Annotated in this window: 16 protein-coding genes; 10 read left to right on the plus strand and 6 right to left on the minus strand. The window is 74.3% G+C overall.

The features are described from left to right. Positions 1-27: 27 nt before the first annotated feature. The 3 genes from egtB to AB0G35_RS10070 form a co-directional block, all read right to left on the minus strand. Positions 28-1347, minus strand: a complete 1320-nt coding sequence (gene egtB / locus AB0G35_RS10060; RefSeq protein WP_360946640.1) for an ergothioneine biosynthesis protein EgtB — start codon at positions 1345-1347, stop codon at positions 28-30. Next, a complete protein-coding gene (gene egtA, locus AB0G35_RS10065) occupies positions 1344-2624 on the minus strand; it encodes an ergothioneine biosynthesis glutamate--cysteine ligase EgtA (protein WP_360946643.1) in 1281 nt (426 codons plus the stop codon). The genes egtB and egtA overlap by 4 nt, the downstream gene beginning before the upstream one ends. Positions 2625-2939: 315 nt before the next feature. Continuing rightward, the gene (locus AB0G35_RS10070; RefSeq protein WP_360946646.1) at positions 2940-4151 is read right to left on the minus strand and encodes a pyridoxal phosphate-dependent aminotransferase; all 1212 of its coding nucleotides are present in this window, start codon (positions 4149-4151) and stop codon (positions 2940-2942) included. A 117-nt stretch (positions 4152-4268) separates the two neighbouring features. On the opposite strand from AB0G35_RS10070, the gene AB0G35_RS10075 reads away from it, so the two are divergent. The 3 genes from AB0G35_RS10075 to AB0G35_RS10085 all read left to right on the plus strand — a co-directional run bounded on the left by AB0G35_RS10075 (position 4269) and on the right by AB0G35_RS10085 (position 6629). Next, positions 4269-4931, plus strand: a complete 663-nt coding sequence (locus tag AB0G35_RS10075) for a helix-turn-helix domain-containing protein (RefSeq protein ID WP_360946649.1) — start codon at positions 4269-4271, stop codon at positions 4929-4931. Beyond that, a complete protein-coding gene (locus AB0G35_RS10080) occupies positions 4928-5410 on the plus strand; it encodes a hypothetical protein (RefSeq protein ID WP_360946652.1) in 483 nt (160 codons plus the stop codon). The genes AB0G35_RS10075 and AB0G35_RS10080 overlap by 4 nt, the downstream gene beginning before the upstream one ends. Before the next feature lie 142 nt (positions 5411-5552). Beyond that, complete coding sequence (locus AB0G35_RS10085) at positions 5553-6629, plus strand: glycosyl hydrolase family 18 protein (RefSeq protein ID WP_360946655.1); 1077 nt, start codon at positions 5553-5555, stop codon at positions 6627-6629. Here AB0G35_RS10085 and AB0G35_RS10090 read toward each other — a convergent pair. Further along, a complete protein-coding gene (locus AB0G35_RS10090) occupies positions 6573-7484 on the minus strand; it encodes a helix-turn-helix transcriptional regulator (protein WP_360946658.1) in 912 nt (303 codons plus the stop codon). The two genes, AB0G35_RS10085 and AB0G35_RS10090, sit on opposite strands and share 57 nt — an antisense overlap. 183 nt (positions 7485-7667) lie before the next feature. On the opposite strand from AB0G35_RS10090, the gene AB0G35_RS10095 reads away from it, so the two are divergent. The 3 genes from AB0G35_RS10095 to AB0G35_RS10105 are packed head-to-tail and all read left to right on the plus strand — an operon-like array spanning position 7668 to position 11037. Continuing rightward, positions 7668-8666 (plus strand): NADPH:quinone oxidoreductase family protein, encoded by a 999-nt coding sequence (locus AB0G35_RS10095; RefSeq protein ID WP_360946661.1) that lies wholly within the window; start codon positions 7668-7670, stop codon positions 8664-8666. Then, entirely contained in the window at positions 8663-9844 is a 1182-nt protein-coding gene (locus AB0G35_RS10100) for an acyl-CoA dehydrogenase family protein (protein WP_360946664.1), read from the plus strand. The genes AB0G35_RS10095 and AB0G35_RS10100 overlap by 4 nt, the downstream gene beginning before the upstream one ends. After that, on the plus strand, positions 9841-11037 hold the full coding sequence (locus AB0G35_RS10105; RefSeq protein WP_360946667.1) for an acyl-CoA dehydrogenase family protein: 1197 nt from the start codon (positions 9841-9843) through the stop codon (positions 11035-11037). Before AB0G35_RS10100 ends, AB0G35_RS10105 begins: the two co-directional genes overlap by 4 nt. A 294-nt stretch (positions 11038-11331) precedes the next feature. Here AB0G35_RS10105 and AB0G35_RS10110 read toward each other — a convergent pair whose 3' ends face one another. After that, on the minus strand, positions 11332-11979 hold the full coding sequence (locus AB0G35_RS10110; RefSeq protein ID WP_360946670.1) for a hypothetical protein: 648 nt from the start codon (positions 11977-11979) through the stop codon (positions 11332-11334). Between the two features lie 311 nt (positions 11980-12290). Between AB0G35_RS10110 and AB0G35_RS10115 the strand changes: the two genes are divergently transcribed. Both AB0G35_RS10115 and AB0G35_RS10120 read left to right on the plus strand, forming a co-directional pair. Continuing rightward, positions 12291-12440 carry a hypothetical protein gene (locus tag AB0G35_RS10115; RefSeq protein ID WP_360946673.1) on the plus strand — a complete coding sequence of 50 codons (150 nt, stop codon included), beginning with the start codon at positions 12291-12293 and terminating at the stop codon, positions 12438-12440. 10 nt (positions 12441-12450) lie between these two features. Continuing rightward, complete coding sequence (locus AB0G35_RS10120) at positions 12451-13797, plus strand: hypothetical protein (RefSeq protein ID WP_360946676.1); 1347 nt, start codon at positions 12451-12453, stop codon at positions 13795-13797. 272 nt (positions 13798-14069) lie between these two features. Here AB0G35_RS10120 and AB0G35_RS10125 read toward each other — a convergent pair whose 3' ends face one another. Beyond that, the gene (locus AB0G35_RS10125) at positions 14070-14723 is read right to left on the minus strand and encodes a cell wall hydrolase (protein WP_360946679.1); all 654 of its coding nucleotides are present in this window, start codon (positions 14721-14723) and stop codon (positions 14070-14072) included. Between the two features lie 102 nt (positions 14724-14825). Between AB0G35_RS10125 and AB0G35_RS10130 the strand changes: the two genes are divergently transcribed. Together AB0G35_RS10130 and AB0G35_RS10135 are read left to right on the plus strand one after the other, a co-directional pair. Next, positions 14826-16055, plus strand: coding sequence for a S1 family peptidase (locus AB0G35_RS10130; RefSeq protein ID WP_360946682.1), 1230 nt, complete (start codon positions 14826-14828; stop codon positions 16053-16055). A gap of 202 nt (positions 16056-16257) precedes the next feature. Continuing rightward, positions 16258-16707 carry an acyl-CoA thioesterase gene (locus AB0G35_RS10135; protein ID WP_360946685.1) on the plus strand — a complete coding sequence of 150 codons (450 nt, stop codon included), beginning with the start codon at positions 16258-16260 and terminating at the stop codon, positions 16705-16707. Positions 16708-16930: the final 223 nt, after the last annotated feature.

The following is a 16930-nucleotide window of genomic DNA, read 5'->3' on the forward strand; positions in this document are numbered from 1 at the left end:
CCTCCCCGGCCGTCCGTCGCCCCGGCCTCATGCGGCCCCCTCCGGTCCGGCGTCCCGGGCGGTGCGGAACCCGGAGAAGATCTGCCGCCGGACCGGCAGGTCCCAGTTGCGGAAGGTGCCCCGGCAGGCGACCGGGTCGACCGCGAAGGAACCGCCGCGCAGCACCTTGTACCCGTCGCCGAAGAACACCTCGGAGTACTCCCGGTAGGGGAAGGCGGCGAAGCCCGGGTACGGCAGGAAGTCGCTGGCCGTCCACTCCCACACGTCGCCGATCAGCTGCCGGACGCCGAGCGGTGACGCGCCCTGGGGATAGCTGCCGATGCCGGCGGGCCGCAGATGCCGCTGGCCGAGGTTGGCGCGCTCCGGCGTGGGGTCCTCGTCACCCCACGGGTAGCGCATCGACCGGCCGGTGGCCGGGTCGAACCGGGCGGCCTTCTCCCACTCCGCCTCGGTCGGCAGTCGCCGGCCGGCCCAGCGGGCGTAGGCGTCCGCCTCGTACCAGCTGACGTGCAGCACCGGCTCGTCCGGCGGGACCGGCTCGGTCACCCCGAATCTGCGCCGCAGCCACTGGCCGCTGTCCCGCTTCCAGAACAGCGGGGCGCGCAGTGTGTGTTCCTGGACCTGCGCCCAGCCCTCGGGTGCCCACCAGCGCGGCTCCTGATAGCCGCCGTCCTCGATGAACCGCTGATAGGCGCCGTTGCTGACCGGTGTGGTGTCGATCAGGAACGCCGGTACCGGACGGCGGTGCGCGGGCCGCTCGTTGTCCAGTGCCCAGGGTTCGGCGGAGGTGCCCATGGTGAACGGACCGCCGGGAACCAGGACTTCGGACGGCGGCAGGTCGTCGGGGGCGGGCGGCGGCTCGGGCGCGGTGAGCACGGCGGGGCCGCGGCGCAGCTGGTGCGTGATGAGCATGGTCTCGTCGTGCTGCTGCTCGTGCTGGGCGATCATGCCGAAGGCGAAGCCGGCGTCCAGCAGCGGACCGCCGTGCAGCGGGGTGCGCTCCAGGACGTCCAGCACCCGGCCGCGGACCTCGGCGACGTAGCCGTGCGCCTCGTCGGGCGGCAGCAGCGGCAGGGAGGGGCGTGCGGCCCGCGGGTGCTCGAAGGCGTCGTAGACGGAGTCGATGTCCGGCCGCAGCGCCTCCCGGCCGCCGACGGTGCGCAGCAGCCACTGCTCCTCCTGGTTGCCGATGTGGGCCAGGTCCCACACCAGCGGGGACATCAGCGGGGAGTGCTGGGCGACCAGGTCGGGGTGCTCGACGCAGGTGGTGAGCAGACGGGTGCGGTCGCGGGCGGCGAGCAGCGCCGAGGCCGCCCGTTCACGAAGGAGTTCGGGATCGATGGTCACTGCCGGCCTTCCTTCCCCTGGAGGAGTTCGCCCTCGGCGGCGTGCAGGGCGTCGAGATGGTCGTCCGCGGGGCAGCGCCCGCGTGCCACGTACCGCTCGGTGAACGCCGCGACCGCGGCGCACACCTCGGGCGGGGCGCCGATCCGGGGCAGCGCCTCCTGCGCGGCGGCGAAGCAGGCCACCGCTGCGGCGTGCAGCTCCGGGTCGGTCAGTCCCGCGCGGGCGGCCCGCCGCCACAGCGGATTGCGCGGCGCGGGGCGCGAACCGGCGGTCTCCGCCAGTGGTTTGACGATGCGGTAGGCGCGCTCGGCGGCCTCCGGGTCGTCGAACAGCGCGACCGTGACGGCCAGCGGCACGGTCCACCCGGTCTCCCCGGGCTGGGCGTCGATCATGCGCAGCTCCAGGTGGCCGCGCGGCCGGACGGGCGGGAAGAGGGTGGTGACGTGGTAGTCGAGGTCCTCCTGGGTCGGGGGTCTGGGCACCCCGGTGCGGACCCATTCGCGGAAGGTGAGCCCCGCCGGTGCGTCCCAGGGCCCGTGGTCGGCGCGGATGCACATCACCGGCGCGTCCAGGACGTACGCCGCCCACGCGGTGCGCGGGTCGAGGTCCGGTGGCGGGGCGAGGGTGCGTGCCGGGTCGAGCTGGGACCACACGACCTGGCGGGTGCTGCGGTAGCCGGTGGGACACCTCTCGCTGGTCGGCGAGTTGGCGAACGCCGCGGTCAGCACGGCGCCCAGCAGATGGGCCAGCAGCCAGCGCCGGCCCAGGCCGAGCGGACCCGGCTCCTCGTGACCGGCGTCCACGCACACCTGCACGGAGGCGGTGCCGCACATCATGGACCGTCCGGCCGGGCCCCAGCGGTCGAAGTACGCCTCCATGGCGTTGTAGCGGGGGTCGGTGAGGATCCGGTGCGGGGGGTGCCAGGGGTTGTGGCCGTGACCGGCCAGCCCCAGGCCCAGGGCCCGTACGGCCGGGCGGACCAGCGCGAGATCGGCCGACACCGCCTTGATGCAGGCGCTGAGGGAGGTGGCGGGCAGCGAGCTGAGCTCCAGCTGGCCGCCGGGTTCGAAGGTCAGGAGCGAGGTGAGGGGGAGCTGTCGCAGGGTGGTGGCCGCGTGCCGCAGCCGGTCGGGTTCGACCGGACATCGGGGGCGGTACGCGTCGTGGACCAGCCACTCCAGCTCGACACCTATCCGGCGGGGCGGACCTGTCTTGAAGCAGATGCCCCGCAGATGCGCTTCGAGCTCCGCTTCCGATAGCGCGGGACGAACGGGCATGGAATCCCCTCCCTTGTCGGGTGGCGGCGTGATTGCCGCCCTCCACCTAATCGGCTGCGGCCGACGGGCTCAAGGGCGAGTTCGATTCCGTGCGGTGGTCCCGTGGGGCAGGACGGCCCGTCACCGGGCGTCCGGGCCGTCCGGGCCGAGGGGCTGCCGGACGGTGCCGGACCGCCCGGGCGGCGCCGGGAGGCCCTTCCCGCCGCCGGCCACGGCCCCGGGCCGGACCGGCGGACGGTGGACGGGGGAGCGGGGGAGGGGGGGAGGGGTGCCGCCGTTCGGGTGAACCGGGGGGCCGCAGCCGGCCCCCCGGCTTCACTGGCGGTATCCGGCCAGGAACCGGCCGATCCGGCGGATCGCGGCGTCGAGGTCGTCGGCGTGCGGCAGGGTGAGGATGCGGAAGTGGTCCGGGCGCGGCCAGTTGAAGCCGGTGCCCTGGACGACCTGGATCTTCTCCCGCAGCAGGAGGTCCAGCACGAACTTCTCGTCGTCGTGGATCTTGTGGACGGCCGGGTCGAGGCGCGGGAAGGCGTAGAGCGCGCCCCTGGGCTTGACGCAGGAGACGCCCGGGATCTCGTTGAGCCGCTCCCAGGCCACGTCGCGCTGCTCGCGCAGCCGGCCGCCGGGCAGTACCAGCTCCTTGATGGACTGCCGGCCGCCCAGCGCCGCCTGGATGGCGTACTGCGCGGGCGCGTTCGGGCACAGCCGCATCGAGGCGAGGGTGCCCAGGCCCTCCAGGTAGTCGGCGGCGTGCTGCTGGGGGCCGGAGACCACCAGCCAGCCGGAGCGGAAGCCGGCCACCCGGTAGGACTTGGACAGCCCGCTGAAGGTCAGACAGACCAGGTCGGGGGCGAGCGCCGCGGCGTGGTGGTGGACCTCGTCGTCGTAGAGGATCCGGTCGTAGATCTCGTCGGCGAAGACCATCAGCTGGTGGCGCCGGGCGAGGTCGAGCATGCCCTCCAGCAGCTCGCGCGGATAGACCGCGCCGGTCGGGTTGTTGGGGTTGATGATGACCATCGCCCGGGTCCGGTCGGTGATCTTCGAGGCCAGGTCGTCGAGGTCCGGCAGCCAGTCCGCCGATTCGTCGCAGAGGTAGTGCACGGCCTTGCCGCCGGCGAGGGTGGTGACGGCCGTCCAGAGCGGGAAGTCGGGGGCCGGGATGAGGACCTCGTCACCGTCGTCGAGCAGCGCCTGGACCGCCATCGAGACCAGCTCCGAGACGCCGTTGCCGAGGTACACGTCGTCGACGCCGACGTCCGGCAGGCCGTTCTGCTGGTAGTGCTGGGCCACCGCGCGGCGGGCCGAGAGGATGCCCCGGGACTCGGTGTAGCCGTGTGCGCGGGAGAGGTTGCGCATCACGTCCTGGAGGATCTCCTCGGGGCACTCGAAGCCGAACAGCGCCGGATTGCCGGTGTTCAGCCGCAGCACGCTGTGCCCGGCCTCCTCCAGCGCGTCCGCGTGCTCGATCACCGGCCCGCGGATCTCGTAGCAGACGTCGGCCATCTTGCTGGACTGCTTGAACTGCATGCGGCGGCCTCCCGGTCCTCACCCGCCGCGCGGTGCGGCAGCACTCGTCGTCAACAACCGTACTTGGTTTTACCAAGTCGCGACTTGGAAAGTCCAACCTCTGTCTATGCTGGAGCCATGCCGCGCCGAAGCTATGACCAGTACTGTGCCGTCGCCCGGGCCCTGGACGCCGTGGGCGACCGCTGGACGCTCCTCATCGTCCGGGAACTCCTGGGCGGCTCCCGGCGCTACACCGACCTGCACGCCGACCTGCCCGGCGTCAGCACGGACATGCTCGCCTCCCGCCTGAAGGACATGGAACGCGACGGCCTGGTCACCCGCCGCCGGCTCGCCCCGCCCGGCGCCGCCTCCGTCTACGCCCTCACCGACCGCGGCCGCGCCCTGCTGCCCGCCCTCACCGCCCTCGCCGACTGGGGCGCCCCCGCCCTCGACGAGAAGCGCCCGACCGACGCCGTACGCGCCCACTGGTTCGCGGTCCCCCTCCTCACCCGGCTCGCCGGGCACTTCACCGACGGCACCGACATCGTCGACATCACCCTCGACGAGGGCCGGTTCCACGTCCTGCTCTCCGCCGGCACCGGCCCCGGCTACGCCGACGGCCCCGCCGAACACCCCGACGTCCGGCTCCGGATGGACACCGCCACCTGCGCCGACCTCGCCCACGACCGCCTCACCCTCGCCCAGGGCATCGCCTCCGGCCGGATCGCGGTCACCCGCCCCGGAACCGGCGCGGCCGACGGGAACGGCGGAGCCCCTCGACAGGAGGCGACCACGGCATGACACCACGCCCCCTGGCCCTCTTCGACCTCGACAACACTCTCGCCGACACCGCCCACCGGCAGCACTGGCTGCGGCGCACCCCGCGCGACTGGCCGGCCTTCTTCGCCGCGGCCACCGACGACCCGCCGCTCGGCGAGGGCGTGGCGCTGGCCCTGCGCAGCGCCGAGGACAGCGAGGTCGGCTACCTCACCGGCCGCCCCGAGCGCTGCCGCCGCGACACCCTGGCCTGGCTCGCCCGGCACGGCCTGCCGCCGGGCGAGGTGTGGATGCGACCCGACCGCGACCGGCGCCCGGCCCGGCACACCAAGCTGGAGACCCTGCGCCGGATCGCCCGGCACCGCGAGATCCGGCATGTCGTCGACGACGACGAGCAGGTCTGCGACGCCTTCGAAGCGGCCGGCTTCACGGTCGTCCGGGCCCGGTGGGCCACCCCGTCCGCCACCCTCCGGGACGCCCAGCAGCGCGCCGGACGCACCTGAACGGCGGCGGGGACGGGCCTGACGACGGCAGCGGCCAACCAGGCCCCGCCCCGCGCCCGTTCGCCACCCGCCCGGTCCCTCTCCCCTCCCGTTCGGCCGCACTGACGGTGCGTCAGCGAAGCCGCCGGGTCAGGCTCGGGGCATGGACCCTGTCTCCGGAACCCGGGCGCGCGGCCGGCTCGCGCTCCTGCTCGCCGCGGTGACGCTCACCGGACCGCTCACCCCCGCGGCCGCCGCCACCACGCCGGACACCACCGAGGCCCGCGGCCGCACCGTCTCGGCCTGGCTCCCCTACTGGGGCGACACCGACGCCTCCTACCGCGACGCCCTCCGGCACGCCTCCCAACTCCACACCGTCAGCCCCTTCTGGTACCAGGCGTCCGACGACACCACCCTCACCGGACACGGCGGCGCCGGCCGCCGCGACGTCATCGACGGCCTGCACCGCGTCGGCATCAAGGTCGTACCCACGGTCACCGAAACCCTCGACGCCGACCGGATGTCCGCCCTGCTGCACGACCCCGAACGTCGCCGGGCGCACCTCGCCGCCCTGCTCGACCTCGTCGCGAGCCGCCCGTACGACGGGATCGACCTGGACTACGAGACCATGGCGGTCACCGGCGACCGGCGGACCCGGGACCGGGTACGGACCGGATACCGCACCCTGGTACGGGAGTTGTGCGCGCGACTGCACGACCGCGACAAGGAATGCGTGGTCACCGTCCTCGCCCGGACCACCGGCACCGGCACCGCCTTCGACTACGCGCACCTCGGCCGCTCCGCCGACTGCGTCCGCATCATGGGCTACGACCTGCACTGGTCGGGCGGCGATGCGGGACCGCTGTCCGCCACCGACTGGTACGACGCGTTCCTGCGCTACGCCACCGGCACCATCCCGCCCCACAAGATCGAGGTCGCCTTCCCCGGCTACGGCTGGGACTGGGTCACCGGCACCACCGGCCACGCCGCCCACCTGACCTGGAAGGAGGCCGAGGCGCTGCGCGCCCGCGAGAGTGCCGACTACCTCTTCGACACCGTCTCCGGCACCCCGCACTTCACCTACCGCAAGGACGGCACCGAGCACCAGGTCTGGTACCAGGACGCCCGCGGCGTCCGCGCCCACCTGCCGCTCCTGCGCAAGTACGGGGTGCGGGGCACCGGCCTATGGGCGCTCGGGTTCGAGGACCCGGACGTCTGGGCCGCGCTCCGCGGCGAGTAGCCGCAGCGCCGCCTCGGACGGCGACCCCTCCTCGGCCGTGTACATCAGCACGCCCTGCCCGGAACCGTCCGGCGTCTGCATCATCTCGAAGTCCAGCACCAGCTCACCCACCAGAGGATGGTGGAACCGCTTGGAGCCGAAGGTGCAGTTGCTCACGCCGTGCCGCGACCACAGCGCGCTGAACTCCGTGCTCTTCATCGACAACTCGCCGATCAGCGCGGTCAGTTGCGGATCGTCCGGCCGCTGCCCCGCGGCCACCCGCAGCGAGGACACCGCGTGCCGCAGCGCCTCCTCACGGTCCGGGTACAGCTCGCGGGTGTGCGGGTCGAGGAAGAGCATCCGCTGCGCGTTGGGCCGGTCCAGCGGGCGGTCGGGACTGTCGAAGTCCAGATGCCCGGCGATCAGCGCGTGCCCGAGACGGTTCCAGGCCAGGATTTCGAAGCGCGGCCCGAGCGCCACCGCCGGTACGTCCGCCACCGCCGCCAGCAGCCGCCGCACCCCCGGACGGACCTTGTCGTGGCGGACCGCCGGCCGTCGGCGCGCCCGGACCGGCCGGGCCAGCTCCCGCAGATACGCCTGCTCGTCGGGGGACAGCCGCAGCGCACGGGCCAGCGCGTCCAGCACCCCCTCCGAGGCCTGGTGGCTCTGCCCCTGCTCCAGCCGCGTGTAGTACGCGACACTGACGCCGGCCAGCTGCGCCAGCTCCTCGCGGCGCAGGCCGGGGACCCGGCGCCGCCCTCCGTAGGAGACCAGCCCGACGTCCTCCGGGCGCAGCCGGGCACGGCGGGTGCGCAGGAAACCGCCCAGCTCGGCGGGCTGGTCCAGCGCGGGTGCGTCGATCTGGGGTACGTCCATGCCGCCAGTCTCCGCCATCGCGCGAGCCGCAGCCTGCCCCTGTGAGTACCAGGCTGAGACCGTTCCCTGACCGGGCCGATTTCCTGTTCCCACCGGGTATACCGACCGCTTAGTATGCCCGTGGCGGGGGAGCCGGTGGATCCCCCGCCCCACCCGCGTACCCACATCTTCCGGAGGCACCAGGTGAAGGCATGGCGCGTACACGCGAACGGCGAACCGCGTGAAGTGATGCGGCTGGAAGAGGTGCCCGACCCCGCGCCGGGACCAGGGCAGCTGCTGCTGCGGGTACGGGCCGCCAACGTCAACTTCCCCGACGCCCTGCTCTGCCGCGGCCAGTACCAGGTGCGGCCGCCGCTTCCGTTCACCCCCGGCGTGGAGATCTGCGGCGAGGTGCTCGCCGCGGGCGAGGGGGCCGACGCGGAGCCCGGCACCCGGGTCCTGGCCCAGCCGCCGCTGCCGGCCGGCGGCTTCGCCGAACTCGCGGTGGCCGACGCCGCGACCGTACGTCCCGCCCCCGAGGCACTGGACGACGCCGAGGCCGCCGCCCTGCACATCGGCTACCAGACCGGCTGGTTCGGCCTGCACCGCCGGGCCCGCCTCCAGGCCGGTGAAACCCTGCTGGTGCACGCCGCGGCCGGCGGCGTCGGCAGCGCCGCCGTACAGCTCGGCAAGGCCGCCGGCGCCCGGGTCATCGGCGTGGTCGGCGGCGCCGACAAGGCCCGCACCGCCCGCGAACTCGGCTGCGACCTGGTCCTCGACCGGCACACGGACGACCTCGTCGCCGCCGTGAAGGACGCCACCGCCGGCCGCGGCGCCGACGTCGTCTACGACCCCGTCGGCGGCGACGCCTACACCAAGTCCACCAAGTGCATCGCCTTCGAGGGCCGCATCCTCGTCGTCGGCTTCGCCGGCGGCACCATCCCCGCCCCCGCCCTCAACCACGCCCTGGTGAAGAACTACACCATCCTCGGCCTCCATTGGGGCCTCTACAACACCAAGGACCCGGCCGCCGTCGACGCCTGCCACAAGGAACTCACCGAACTCGCCGCCCAGGGCGCCGTCAAACCACTGATCGGCGACCGGGTCCCGCTGACGGACGCCGCCGACGCCGTCCAGCGGGTCGCCGACGGCACCTCCGTCGGCCGCCTCGTCGTCGTCCCCGCCACCGGGGAGGCACGATGACCGACGCCGCAGACCTCCGCCGCCGCACCGCCGCCCTGCTCGCCGCGCACCCTCCCGCCACCACCGACCGGCTGGACTTCCTGCGCGCCCGCTTCGACGCCGGACTCGCCTGGGTCCACTTCCCCGAGGGCCTCGGCGGACGGGACGCACCCCGCTCACTACAGGCCGTCGTGGACGCCGAACTGGCCGCCGCCGGCGCCCCCGGCAACGACCCCGGCCGGATCGGCATCGGCCTGGGCATGGCCGCACCGACCATCCTCCGCTTCGGCACCGACGCACAGAAACAGCGCTTCCTACGCCCCCTGTGGACCGGCGAGGAAGTCTGGTGCCAGCTGTTCAGCGAACCCGGCGCCGGCTCCGACCTGGCGGCACTCGCCACCCGCGCGGTACGGGACGGCGACTCCTGGGTGGTCGACGGCCAGAAGGTGTGGACCTCCAGCGCCCACCTGGCCCGCTGGGCGATCCTGATCGCCCGCACCGACCCCGACGTGCCCAAACACCGCGGCATCACGTACTTCGTCTGCGATATGACCGACCCCGGCGTCGAGGTGCGGCCGCTGCGCCAGATCACCGGCGAGGCCGAGTTCAACGAGGTCTTCCTCACCGGCGTCCGCATCCCCGACACCCACCGCCTCGGCGACGTGGGGGAGGGCTGGAAGGTCGCCCAGACCACGCTGATGAACGAACGGGTCGCCATCGGCGGCAACCGGATGCCCCGCGAAGGCGGCATGATCGGCGTCGCCGCCGCCGACTGGCGCGCCCGCCCCGAACTGCGCACCCACGACCTGCACCAGCGGCTGCTCACCCTGTGGGTGGACGCCGAGGTCGCCCGGCTCACCGGCGAACGGCTGCGCCAGCAGCTCACCAAGGGCCAGCCCGGCCCCGAGGGCAGCGGCATGAAACTGGCCTTCGCCCACCTCGCCCAGGAGATCAGCGGCTGGGAGGTGGAGTTCCTCGGCGAGGACGGACTGACCTACGACGACTGGACGATGCGCCGCCCCGAAGGCGTCGACTTCACCGGACGCGAGGCCGGCTACCGCTATCTGCGCGCCAAGGGGAACTCCATCGAAGGAGGCACCTCCGAAGTGCTGCTCAACATCGTCGCCGAACGCGTACTGGGGCTGCCGCCCGAGCCGCGCACCGACAAGGACGTCGCGTGGAAGGACCTCCCCCGATGACCGCCGAGCCCCGCCCCGCCACCGCCCCGGCACCCGACCCCGACCTGCTCTACTCCGAGGACGAGGCAGCCCTGCGCGACGCCGTACGGGCCCTGCTCACCGACCGCTGCGATCCGGCCACCGTGCTCGCCGCCATCGAGTCGGACACGCCCTACGACGCGGCGCTGTGGCGCTCGCTCGCCACGGAGATCGGCACCGCCGGGCTGCTGGTCCCCGAAAAGCTCGGCGGCGCCGGCGCGAGCGCCCGGGAGGCCGCCGTCGTCCTGGAGGAACTGGGCCGCGCCGTCGCCCCCGTCCCCTATCTGACCAGCGCGGTCCTCGCGGTGACCGCCCTGCTCGGCTGCGACCACGACAACGCGGAGGTGGCCGGGGCCCTGACCGCGCTCGCCGCCGGCACCACCGTCGGCGCGCTCGCCGTCCCCTTGACCACCGCGCCGACCGGGCCTTCGGAGGTGCCCGGGGCGTCCGGGGCGTCCGGACCGCCCGAGCCGTCCGTACGGGCCGCCGCGGACGGCACGCTGACCGGCCGGGTGACCTCGGTCGCCGACGCCGCGGCCGCCGGTCTGCTGCTGGTCCCCGCCCGCGGCCCCGACGGCCCGGCCCTGTTCGCCGTCGACGCCTCGGCCGACGGCGTACACACCGAACGCGTCACCCCGCTCGACCTCACCCGGCCCCTGGCCCACCTCACCCTCGACGGGGCCCGCGGCCGCCTGCTGGCCGGCGGCGACCAGGCCCGGGAAGCCGTCGGACGGGCCCTGCTCACCGGGGCCGGACTGCTCGCCTCCGAACAGCTCGGTGTCGCCGAGTGGTGCCTGGCCGAAACCGTGCGTCACACCGCTGAACGCACCCAGTTCGGCCGCCCGGTGGGCTCGTTCCAGGTGCTCAAGCACCGGATGGCCGCCCTCTGGCTGGACGTCGCCTCGGCCCGCGCCGCGGCCCGCAACGCCGCCGACGCACTGGCCACCGGCAGCCCGGACGCCCCGGTGGCGGTGGCCGTGGCCCAGGCGTACTGCGCGCCGGTCGCGGTCCGCGCCGCCGAGGAATGCATCCAGCTGCACGGCGGAATCGGCATGACCTGGGAACACCCGGCCCACCTCTTCCTCAAGCGGGCCAAAGGCGCCGAACTCGCCCTGGGCACCCCGGGCCACCACCGGGCGGCGCTGGCCACGCTGGTCGATTTGGGGGCGCCGTAGGGGCGGGGGCGGCCTCGTTGGGGGCTCGTCGGGGGCCGCCGGGTGGGGCCCGGCGGGGCCCGACGGGTGGGGCTCGTAGGAGGCTGGGGCCCGTCGGGGCCGACGGGTGGAGTCCGCCGGGTGGGGCCCGTAGGGGGCGGGCGAACAGATCCCCTAGGGGACGCACGCCCCCCTTTGGGGCCCACAACGCCGGGCGGGCGGGGGGTGTTCCCGGTCAGCCGGTGCCAGTGCCGGTCAGCTGGCGCCGACCCCGGGCAACCGGTGCCGACCCCGGTCAGCCGGTGCTAAACCCGGTCAGCCGGTGATGGCGAAGGGCTTGCTGAACGCATGGACCGCGCCGTCACCGGCGGTGGCCACCTCCAGGAAGTAGTGCGGCTCCGGCGGCACTTGAGGCAGTGTCACCAGTGCCTCGCCCGTCGGCCCGGCACCCGCCTTGGGCGCCACCACGGCCAGCCGCTGCGGCGGCCGGCCGTGGCTCATCCCGGCGTTGAGCCAGACGTCCACCTGCCGGCCGGTGCTGTTCTTCCAGGCGACCGGGAGGCTGCCGTGCGGGCGGTAGCTGAGACCGGCCGGCGGCGCGGTCACCTCGATCCGCCCAGCCACGACCCCCACATCCGCCCCCGCCTCCTCATCCGCCTCGGCCCACGCATCCGTCCCGGCCACCGCATCGGGTCCGGTCACCGCATCCGGCCGGGTCACCGCGTCTGGTCCGGCCGGCCTGGAGGCGCCCGGACGACCGGCGTGGACGCCGAGGGCGGAGGTGGCGGCCCGCGCCGCCGAACCGCCCGGTCCGGCAGCCGCGGCCCGGGCGCTCACGGACCGGAACCGGCTCGTTCCGTCGTCCGGGTTCCCCGGCGCCAGGGTGACCACCGTCATGCAGCCGACGGCGGTGGCGGCAACGGCGACTGCCAGGTTCGTGGCTATCGAGATCGCCCTGGACATCGTCTCCTCGTTTCCTCGGGGGAGGGACGAGCCGGAGCATCCCCGGCACTCCCACCGCCAAAAACGACGCGCGGAGCGACCACTCCGATGGCCATTCCCGGCGCGACAGACGCCCGGCGGCGCAGGAGAATCCCGGGCGACCGGACCGGATCAGGGCACCTCGCCCGGACCGATCAGGGCGCCCCGACCGGGCCGATCAGGGCACCTCGGCCGGACCGATCAGGGCGCCCCGGCCGGACCCGATCACGGGACCTCGACCGGGCCGACCACGGCACCCCGACCGGTGGTGTCCTCAATCGACCGGCAGTGCCGTGAACCCGACCAGCGATGCCCTGGGCCCGACCGCTGATGCCGAGAACCCGACCAGCGGTGCCGTGAACCCGACCAGCGGTGCCGTGAACCCGACCGGTGATGCCGTGAACCCGACGACCGGTGATGTCCTGAAAGTGCAGTTCGGGTAGCGTCGAACCCATGAACACCGCAACTCGTCGTGCGCTGATCGGACCCGTACTGCTGCTGGTGGCCGCGCTGCTGGCGGTGGCCGCCGTGCTGGCGCCCGGCGCGCACGCCGCGGGCGGTCTGGACGATGCCGCGACCGCCCTGAAGAAGGGCCCGGTCTACGTCGATCCGCGCGCTGCGGGACAGTTCTCGAAGGCCGACGCGGACGCCCTGGCCAAGAAGATCAAGGATGCCGACAAGCCGGTCTTCGTGGCCGTGCTGCCGCGCACCGCGGACTACCCGCCCAGCACCCTGCTCCGCGATCTGCGGACCAAGGTCGGCATCGCCGGGGTCTACGCCGTCGAGCTCGGCAACGGCTTCAACGCCGGCGCCGACCCGCGGGTGATGTCCCACAGCGCGGTGCAGAACCTCGTCGGCTCGGTGAAGCGCACCGCCTACCCGACCGTCGGCGAGCGGCTGAACAGCTTCGTCGACACCGCGAACCAGTCCGCCCGCGGCCACGCCCCCGACTCCTGGGGCGGCACCGGCGGCTCCGGCTTCGACTCGGGGACCGCGATCGGCCTCGGCGTGCTGCTGGTCGTCGGCGGCGGAGGCGCGTACGCCATCACCCGCCGCAACCGCCGGCGGCGCCAGGAGGAGGAGCGGGCCGCGCTGGAGCAGTTGCGGACCGTCGTCGACGAGGACATCACCGCCTTCGGCGAGGAACTCGACCGGCTCGACTTCCGGCCCGACGAGCCCGGCGCCGACGACGCGATGCGCGCCGACTACAGCCATGCGCTGGACGCGTACGAGAACGCCAAATCGGCGATGGCGGCGGCCCAGCACCCCGGCGACGTACAGGCGGTGACCCAGGCCCTGGAGGACGGCCGGTTCGCGCTGGCCACCCTCGCCGCGCGCCGCGAGGGCCGGCCGCTGCCCGAGCGCCGGCTGCCCTGCTTCTTCGACCCGCGGCACGGCCCGTCCGTCGTCGACGTCGCCTGGGCCCCGCCCGGCGGCGGCGAACGCATCGTCCCGGTCTGCGCCGCGGACAAGAGCCGGCTGGACGACGGCCGCGAGCCGCTGACCCGCACCGTCCGCACCGAGAGCGGCGACCGCCCGTACTGGGACGCGGGCCCGGCGTACGCCCCCTGGGCCGGCGGCTACTTCGGCGGCGGTCTGCTGCCCGGCCTGCTCGTCGGCACGCTGCTCGGCAACGTCATGATGTCCTCCCCCGCCTACGGCGCCGACTTCGGCGGGGCCGGGGGCGTCGAGGGTGGTGACTACTCCGGCGCCGACTTCAACCCCGACGACTTCGGCGGCGGCTTCGGCGACGGCGGTGGCTTCGACGGGGGCGGCGGGTTCGACGGCGGCGGCTTCTGACGGACGGGCGCGCGGCCGGGTCCCGGCCCGGCTCGGTCCAGTCCGGCCCGCTCCGGTCCAGTCCAGTCCGGCCCGGCCCGGCCCAGTCCAGTCCGGCCCGGCCCGGCCCGGTCCAGTCCAGTCCGGCCCGGTCCGCTCCGCCGGCTGCCGTGAGCCGCCCGCCGGATGCCCGCCCGGCCCGCCGGTTGCCCGCCCCTCCCGCTGTTTGCCCGACCGGCCCGCCCCGCACGTGACCGGCCCGGCGCCGTACGTGACCGGCCCGGCGCCGCACGTCACCGGCCCGGCGCCGCGCCCCGCAGCCGTTTGGCCCCGAGGAACCGCGCGTACCGCGCCCGGGCCGCGAAGTCCCCGTAGCGCCAGACCGCGGGCCGGCCCACCTCCCGGCACAGATGCAGCACCGCGTCGAGCCCCAGATGCACGCCCACATGCGCCCCGTATCCCTCGGGCCGTCCCCTGACCGGCCCGGCGTCGAACAGCACCAGGTCCAGCGGCCGCGGACGCCCGGCCTGTCGCGTCGCCCGGGTGTCCGCCCACAACTCCGCCGAGCGCAACGGCGGGACCCACAGCCCGAAGTGGCGCAGCACGGCATAGGCGTAGCGCTGGCAGTTGGCCCCCTCGGCCAGATCGCCGAAACCGTCGGATCCGCCTGGACCGTCCGAGTCACCGAGGCCACCGAGGCCACCGAGGCCACCGTCGCCGCCGAGGCCGCCGAAGCCGTCCGCCCCGCGCCCTGTGGTCGTGCCGCTCCCGCCCCGCGCCCCGTCCCCTCCCCCCGCCGCCCACCCTCCGTATGACGGACATTCAGGTGCCGTCGCTCCCGGATGGCGGGCGCCCGAGTAGGTCACGTTGTGCAGCGCGGGCGGCAGGTCCGCGAACGCCACCGGCCCGGGGACAGCGGGGACTTGGCGGCTGGGGTCGGTGGTCATCCCCCCATGATGCGGGCGATCTCCTCGTGCCGCCCGGATCGGTGTCCCGCACGCTCGCCCCATCGGATCCGACGTGCCACCGACACCGCGAGGAGACCCCCGATGGAACCCCGCTTCCGTAAGGCAGCACTACGGTGCGCAGCCGTCGCCGCCGTCATGGCGGCCGTCGGCCCGTTCGGCCCGGCGCACTCCGTACCGCTTCCCCAGCCCACGCCCCAGCCCTCCCCGCGCGGTCTGCTCGACGCGATGCGCCGGGACCTCCGGCTGACCGCGGAAGAGGTCCGCACCCGGCTCGCGCAGGAGGCCGACGCGCACCGCGCCGCGGCCGCGGTCCGCCGGGCGCTCGCCACGCCGCCCGCCGGGATGTGGTTCGACAAGGCGAGCGGCAAGCTCGTGGTCGCGGTGACCGGTCCCGCCGACGCCCAGCGGGTCCGGGCGGCCGGTGCGATCCCCAAGACGGTGCGGCACAGCCGCGCCGCGCTGAGCACACTGGTGCGGAAGGTCGCCGCCCAGGTCGGCAAGGGCGTCCCCGGGATCACCGGCTGGGGCGTGGACGAGCGGGCCAACGGCCTCGTGATCCGCGTCGACCGGACCAAGCACACCGGCCGGACCGCCGCGTTCGAGAAGAGCGTCCGCGACCTCGGCACGCGGGCGAAGGTGTCGGTCACCGTCGAACGCACCAACCAGACGCCGCGCCAGCAGGGTGGCACGGTTGTCGGCGGCGAGCGCTGGATGCCCGGCAACGAGGGCATCTGCTCGATCGGCTTCTCGGTGACCGGCCCGCAAGGATTCGAGGGATTCCTGACGGCCGGTCACTGCACCCTGACGCCCGACCAGGCCGCGTACGGCAAGGACGGCACCCGGATGGGCACCTCCAATCCGGGCGGCAACCACAGTGTCAACGGCCACGAGGGCGACTTCGGGCTGGTCCAGGTCGACCAGCCCGGGTGGACCGTCGGCTCGGCGGTGGCCGGGCAGGGCGGCGCACCCGTCGCCGTCACCGGCTCGCAGGAGGGCCTGGCCGGGATGTCGATCTGCCACTCGGGGCAGTCCAGCGGCTGGCACTGCGGGGAGATCACCCGGGTCGACCAGACCGTGGACTACGGCACCACGATCATCGACGGGCTCGCCTACACCAACGCCTGTTCCGCGGCCGGGGATTCGGGCGGCTCGTACGTCACCCAGCCCAACGCCCCCATGGCGGTCGGCGTCCACTCCGGCGGCGGCGCCGCGACCTGCGGCAACTTCGGCGGCGACACCGTCACCATCTTCCAGCCCATCTCCAAGCCGCTCGCCAAGTGGAACCTCCGCCTGAAGACGGGCAGCCCCTGAGGCCCCCGCACCGCGCCACCGGCCGTCCTCGGCCGGGGCCTTTGAGCGCGGCCCGTCGCCTCCCCCGTGCCGGACGTGGAACGCCCCCGGCGCCGATCACCCGCGCCTACGGTGGGACACCGATGGGCACGGCCATGGCCAAGGGATCGCGGGGAGTTGCAGTGGGAGTGACGGTGGCGGGAGCGGGGGAGCGGGGGAGCCGGTGGCCGGGACGGACGCGACGGAACCGTTCGCCGTGCGGATCACCGTACGGGGGTACGAGACGGACGCCCAGGGCCATCTCAACCAGAGCGTCTACCTCCAGTACGCCGAGCACGCCCGCTGGTCGCTGCTCCAGGAGAGCGGCATCCGGCAGAGCGCCATGGTGGACCGGCGCATCGGGCCGGTGACCCTGGAGACCACCGTCCGCTACCGGCGTGAGCTGCGGGCCGGTGACGAGGTCGACGTGAGCTGCGCGTTCGTATGGGGCGAGGGCCGGACCTTCCGGATCGAGCAGACCGTCCGCAGGACGGACGGGACGGTGGCCGCCGAGGTCAGCGCGGTCTGCGGCGTCCTGGACCTCACCGAGAGCAAGCTGCTGCCGGACTCGCGGGCAGCCCTGCGCGAACTGGCCGATGACCCGTCGCTGATGGGCCTGGCCGGGACCGGGTGAGGACCCGGTACACCGGGGGAGGCCCGCCACGCGGCTGGCGAGGCCGTTGAATGGCGAGGCCTTTGGGCGGTGATTCCCTTGAGGGGCGAGGCCCTTGGGCAGTGATGCCCTTGAGGGGCGAGGCCCTTAGCTTGGCGTTTAACCTCGCAGGTCACCCGACCTGCTGAACTGCGGTTCTTTCCAGGACAGTGGAGGCGGCCGTTCTCCACGCTTCGAGATGTCG

Origin of the sequence: Streptomyces sp. NPDC021749 (assembly GCF_040640655.1) — a bacterium.
Lineage (GTDB): Bacteria > Actinomycetota > Actinomycetes > Streptomycetales > Streptomycetaceae > Streptomyces.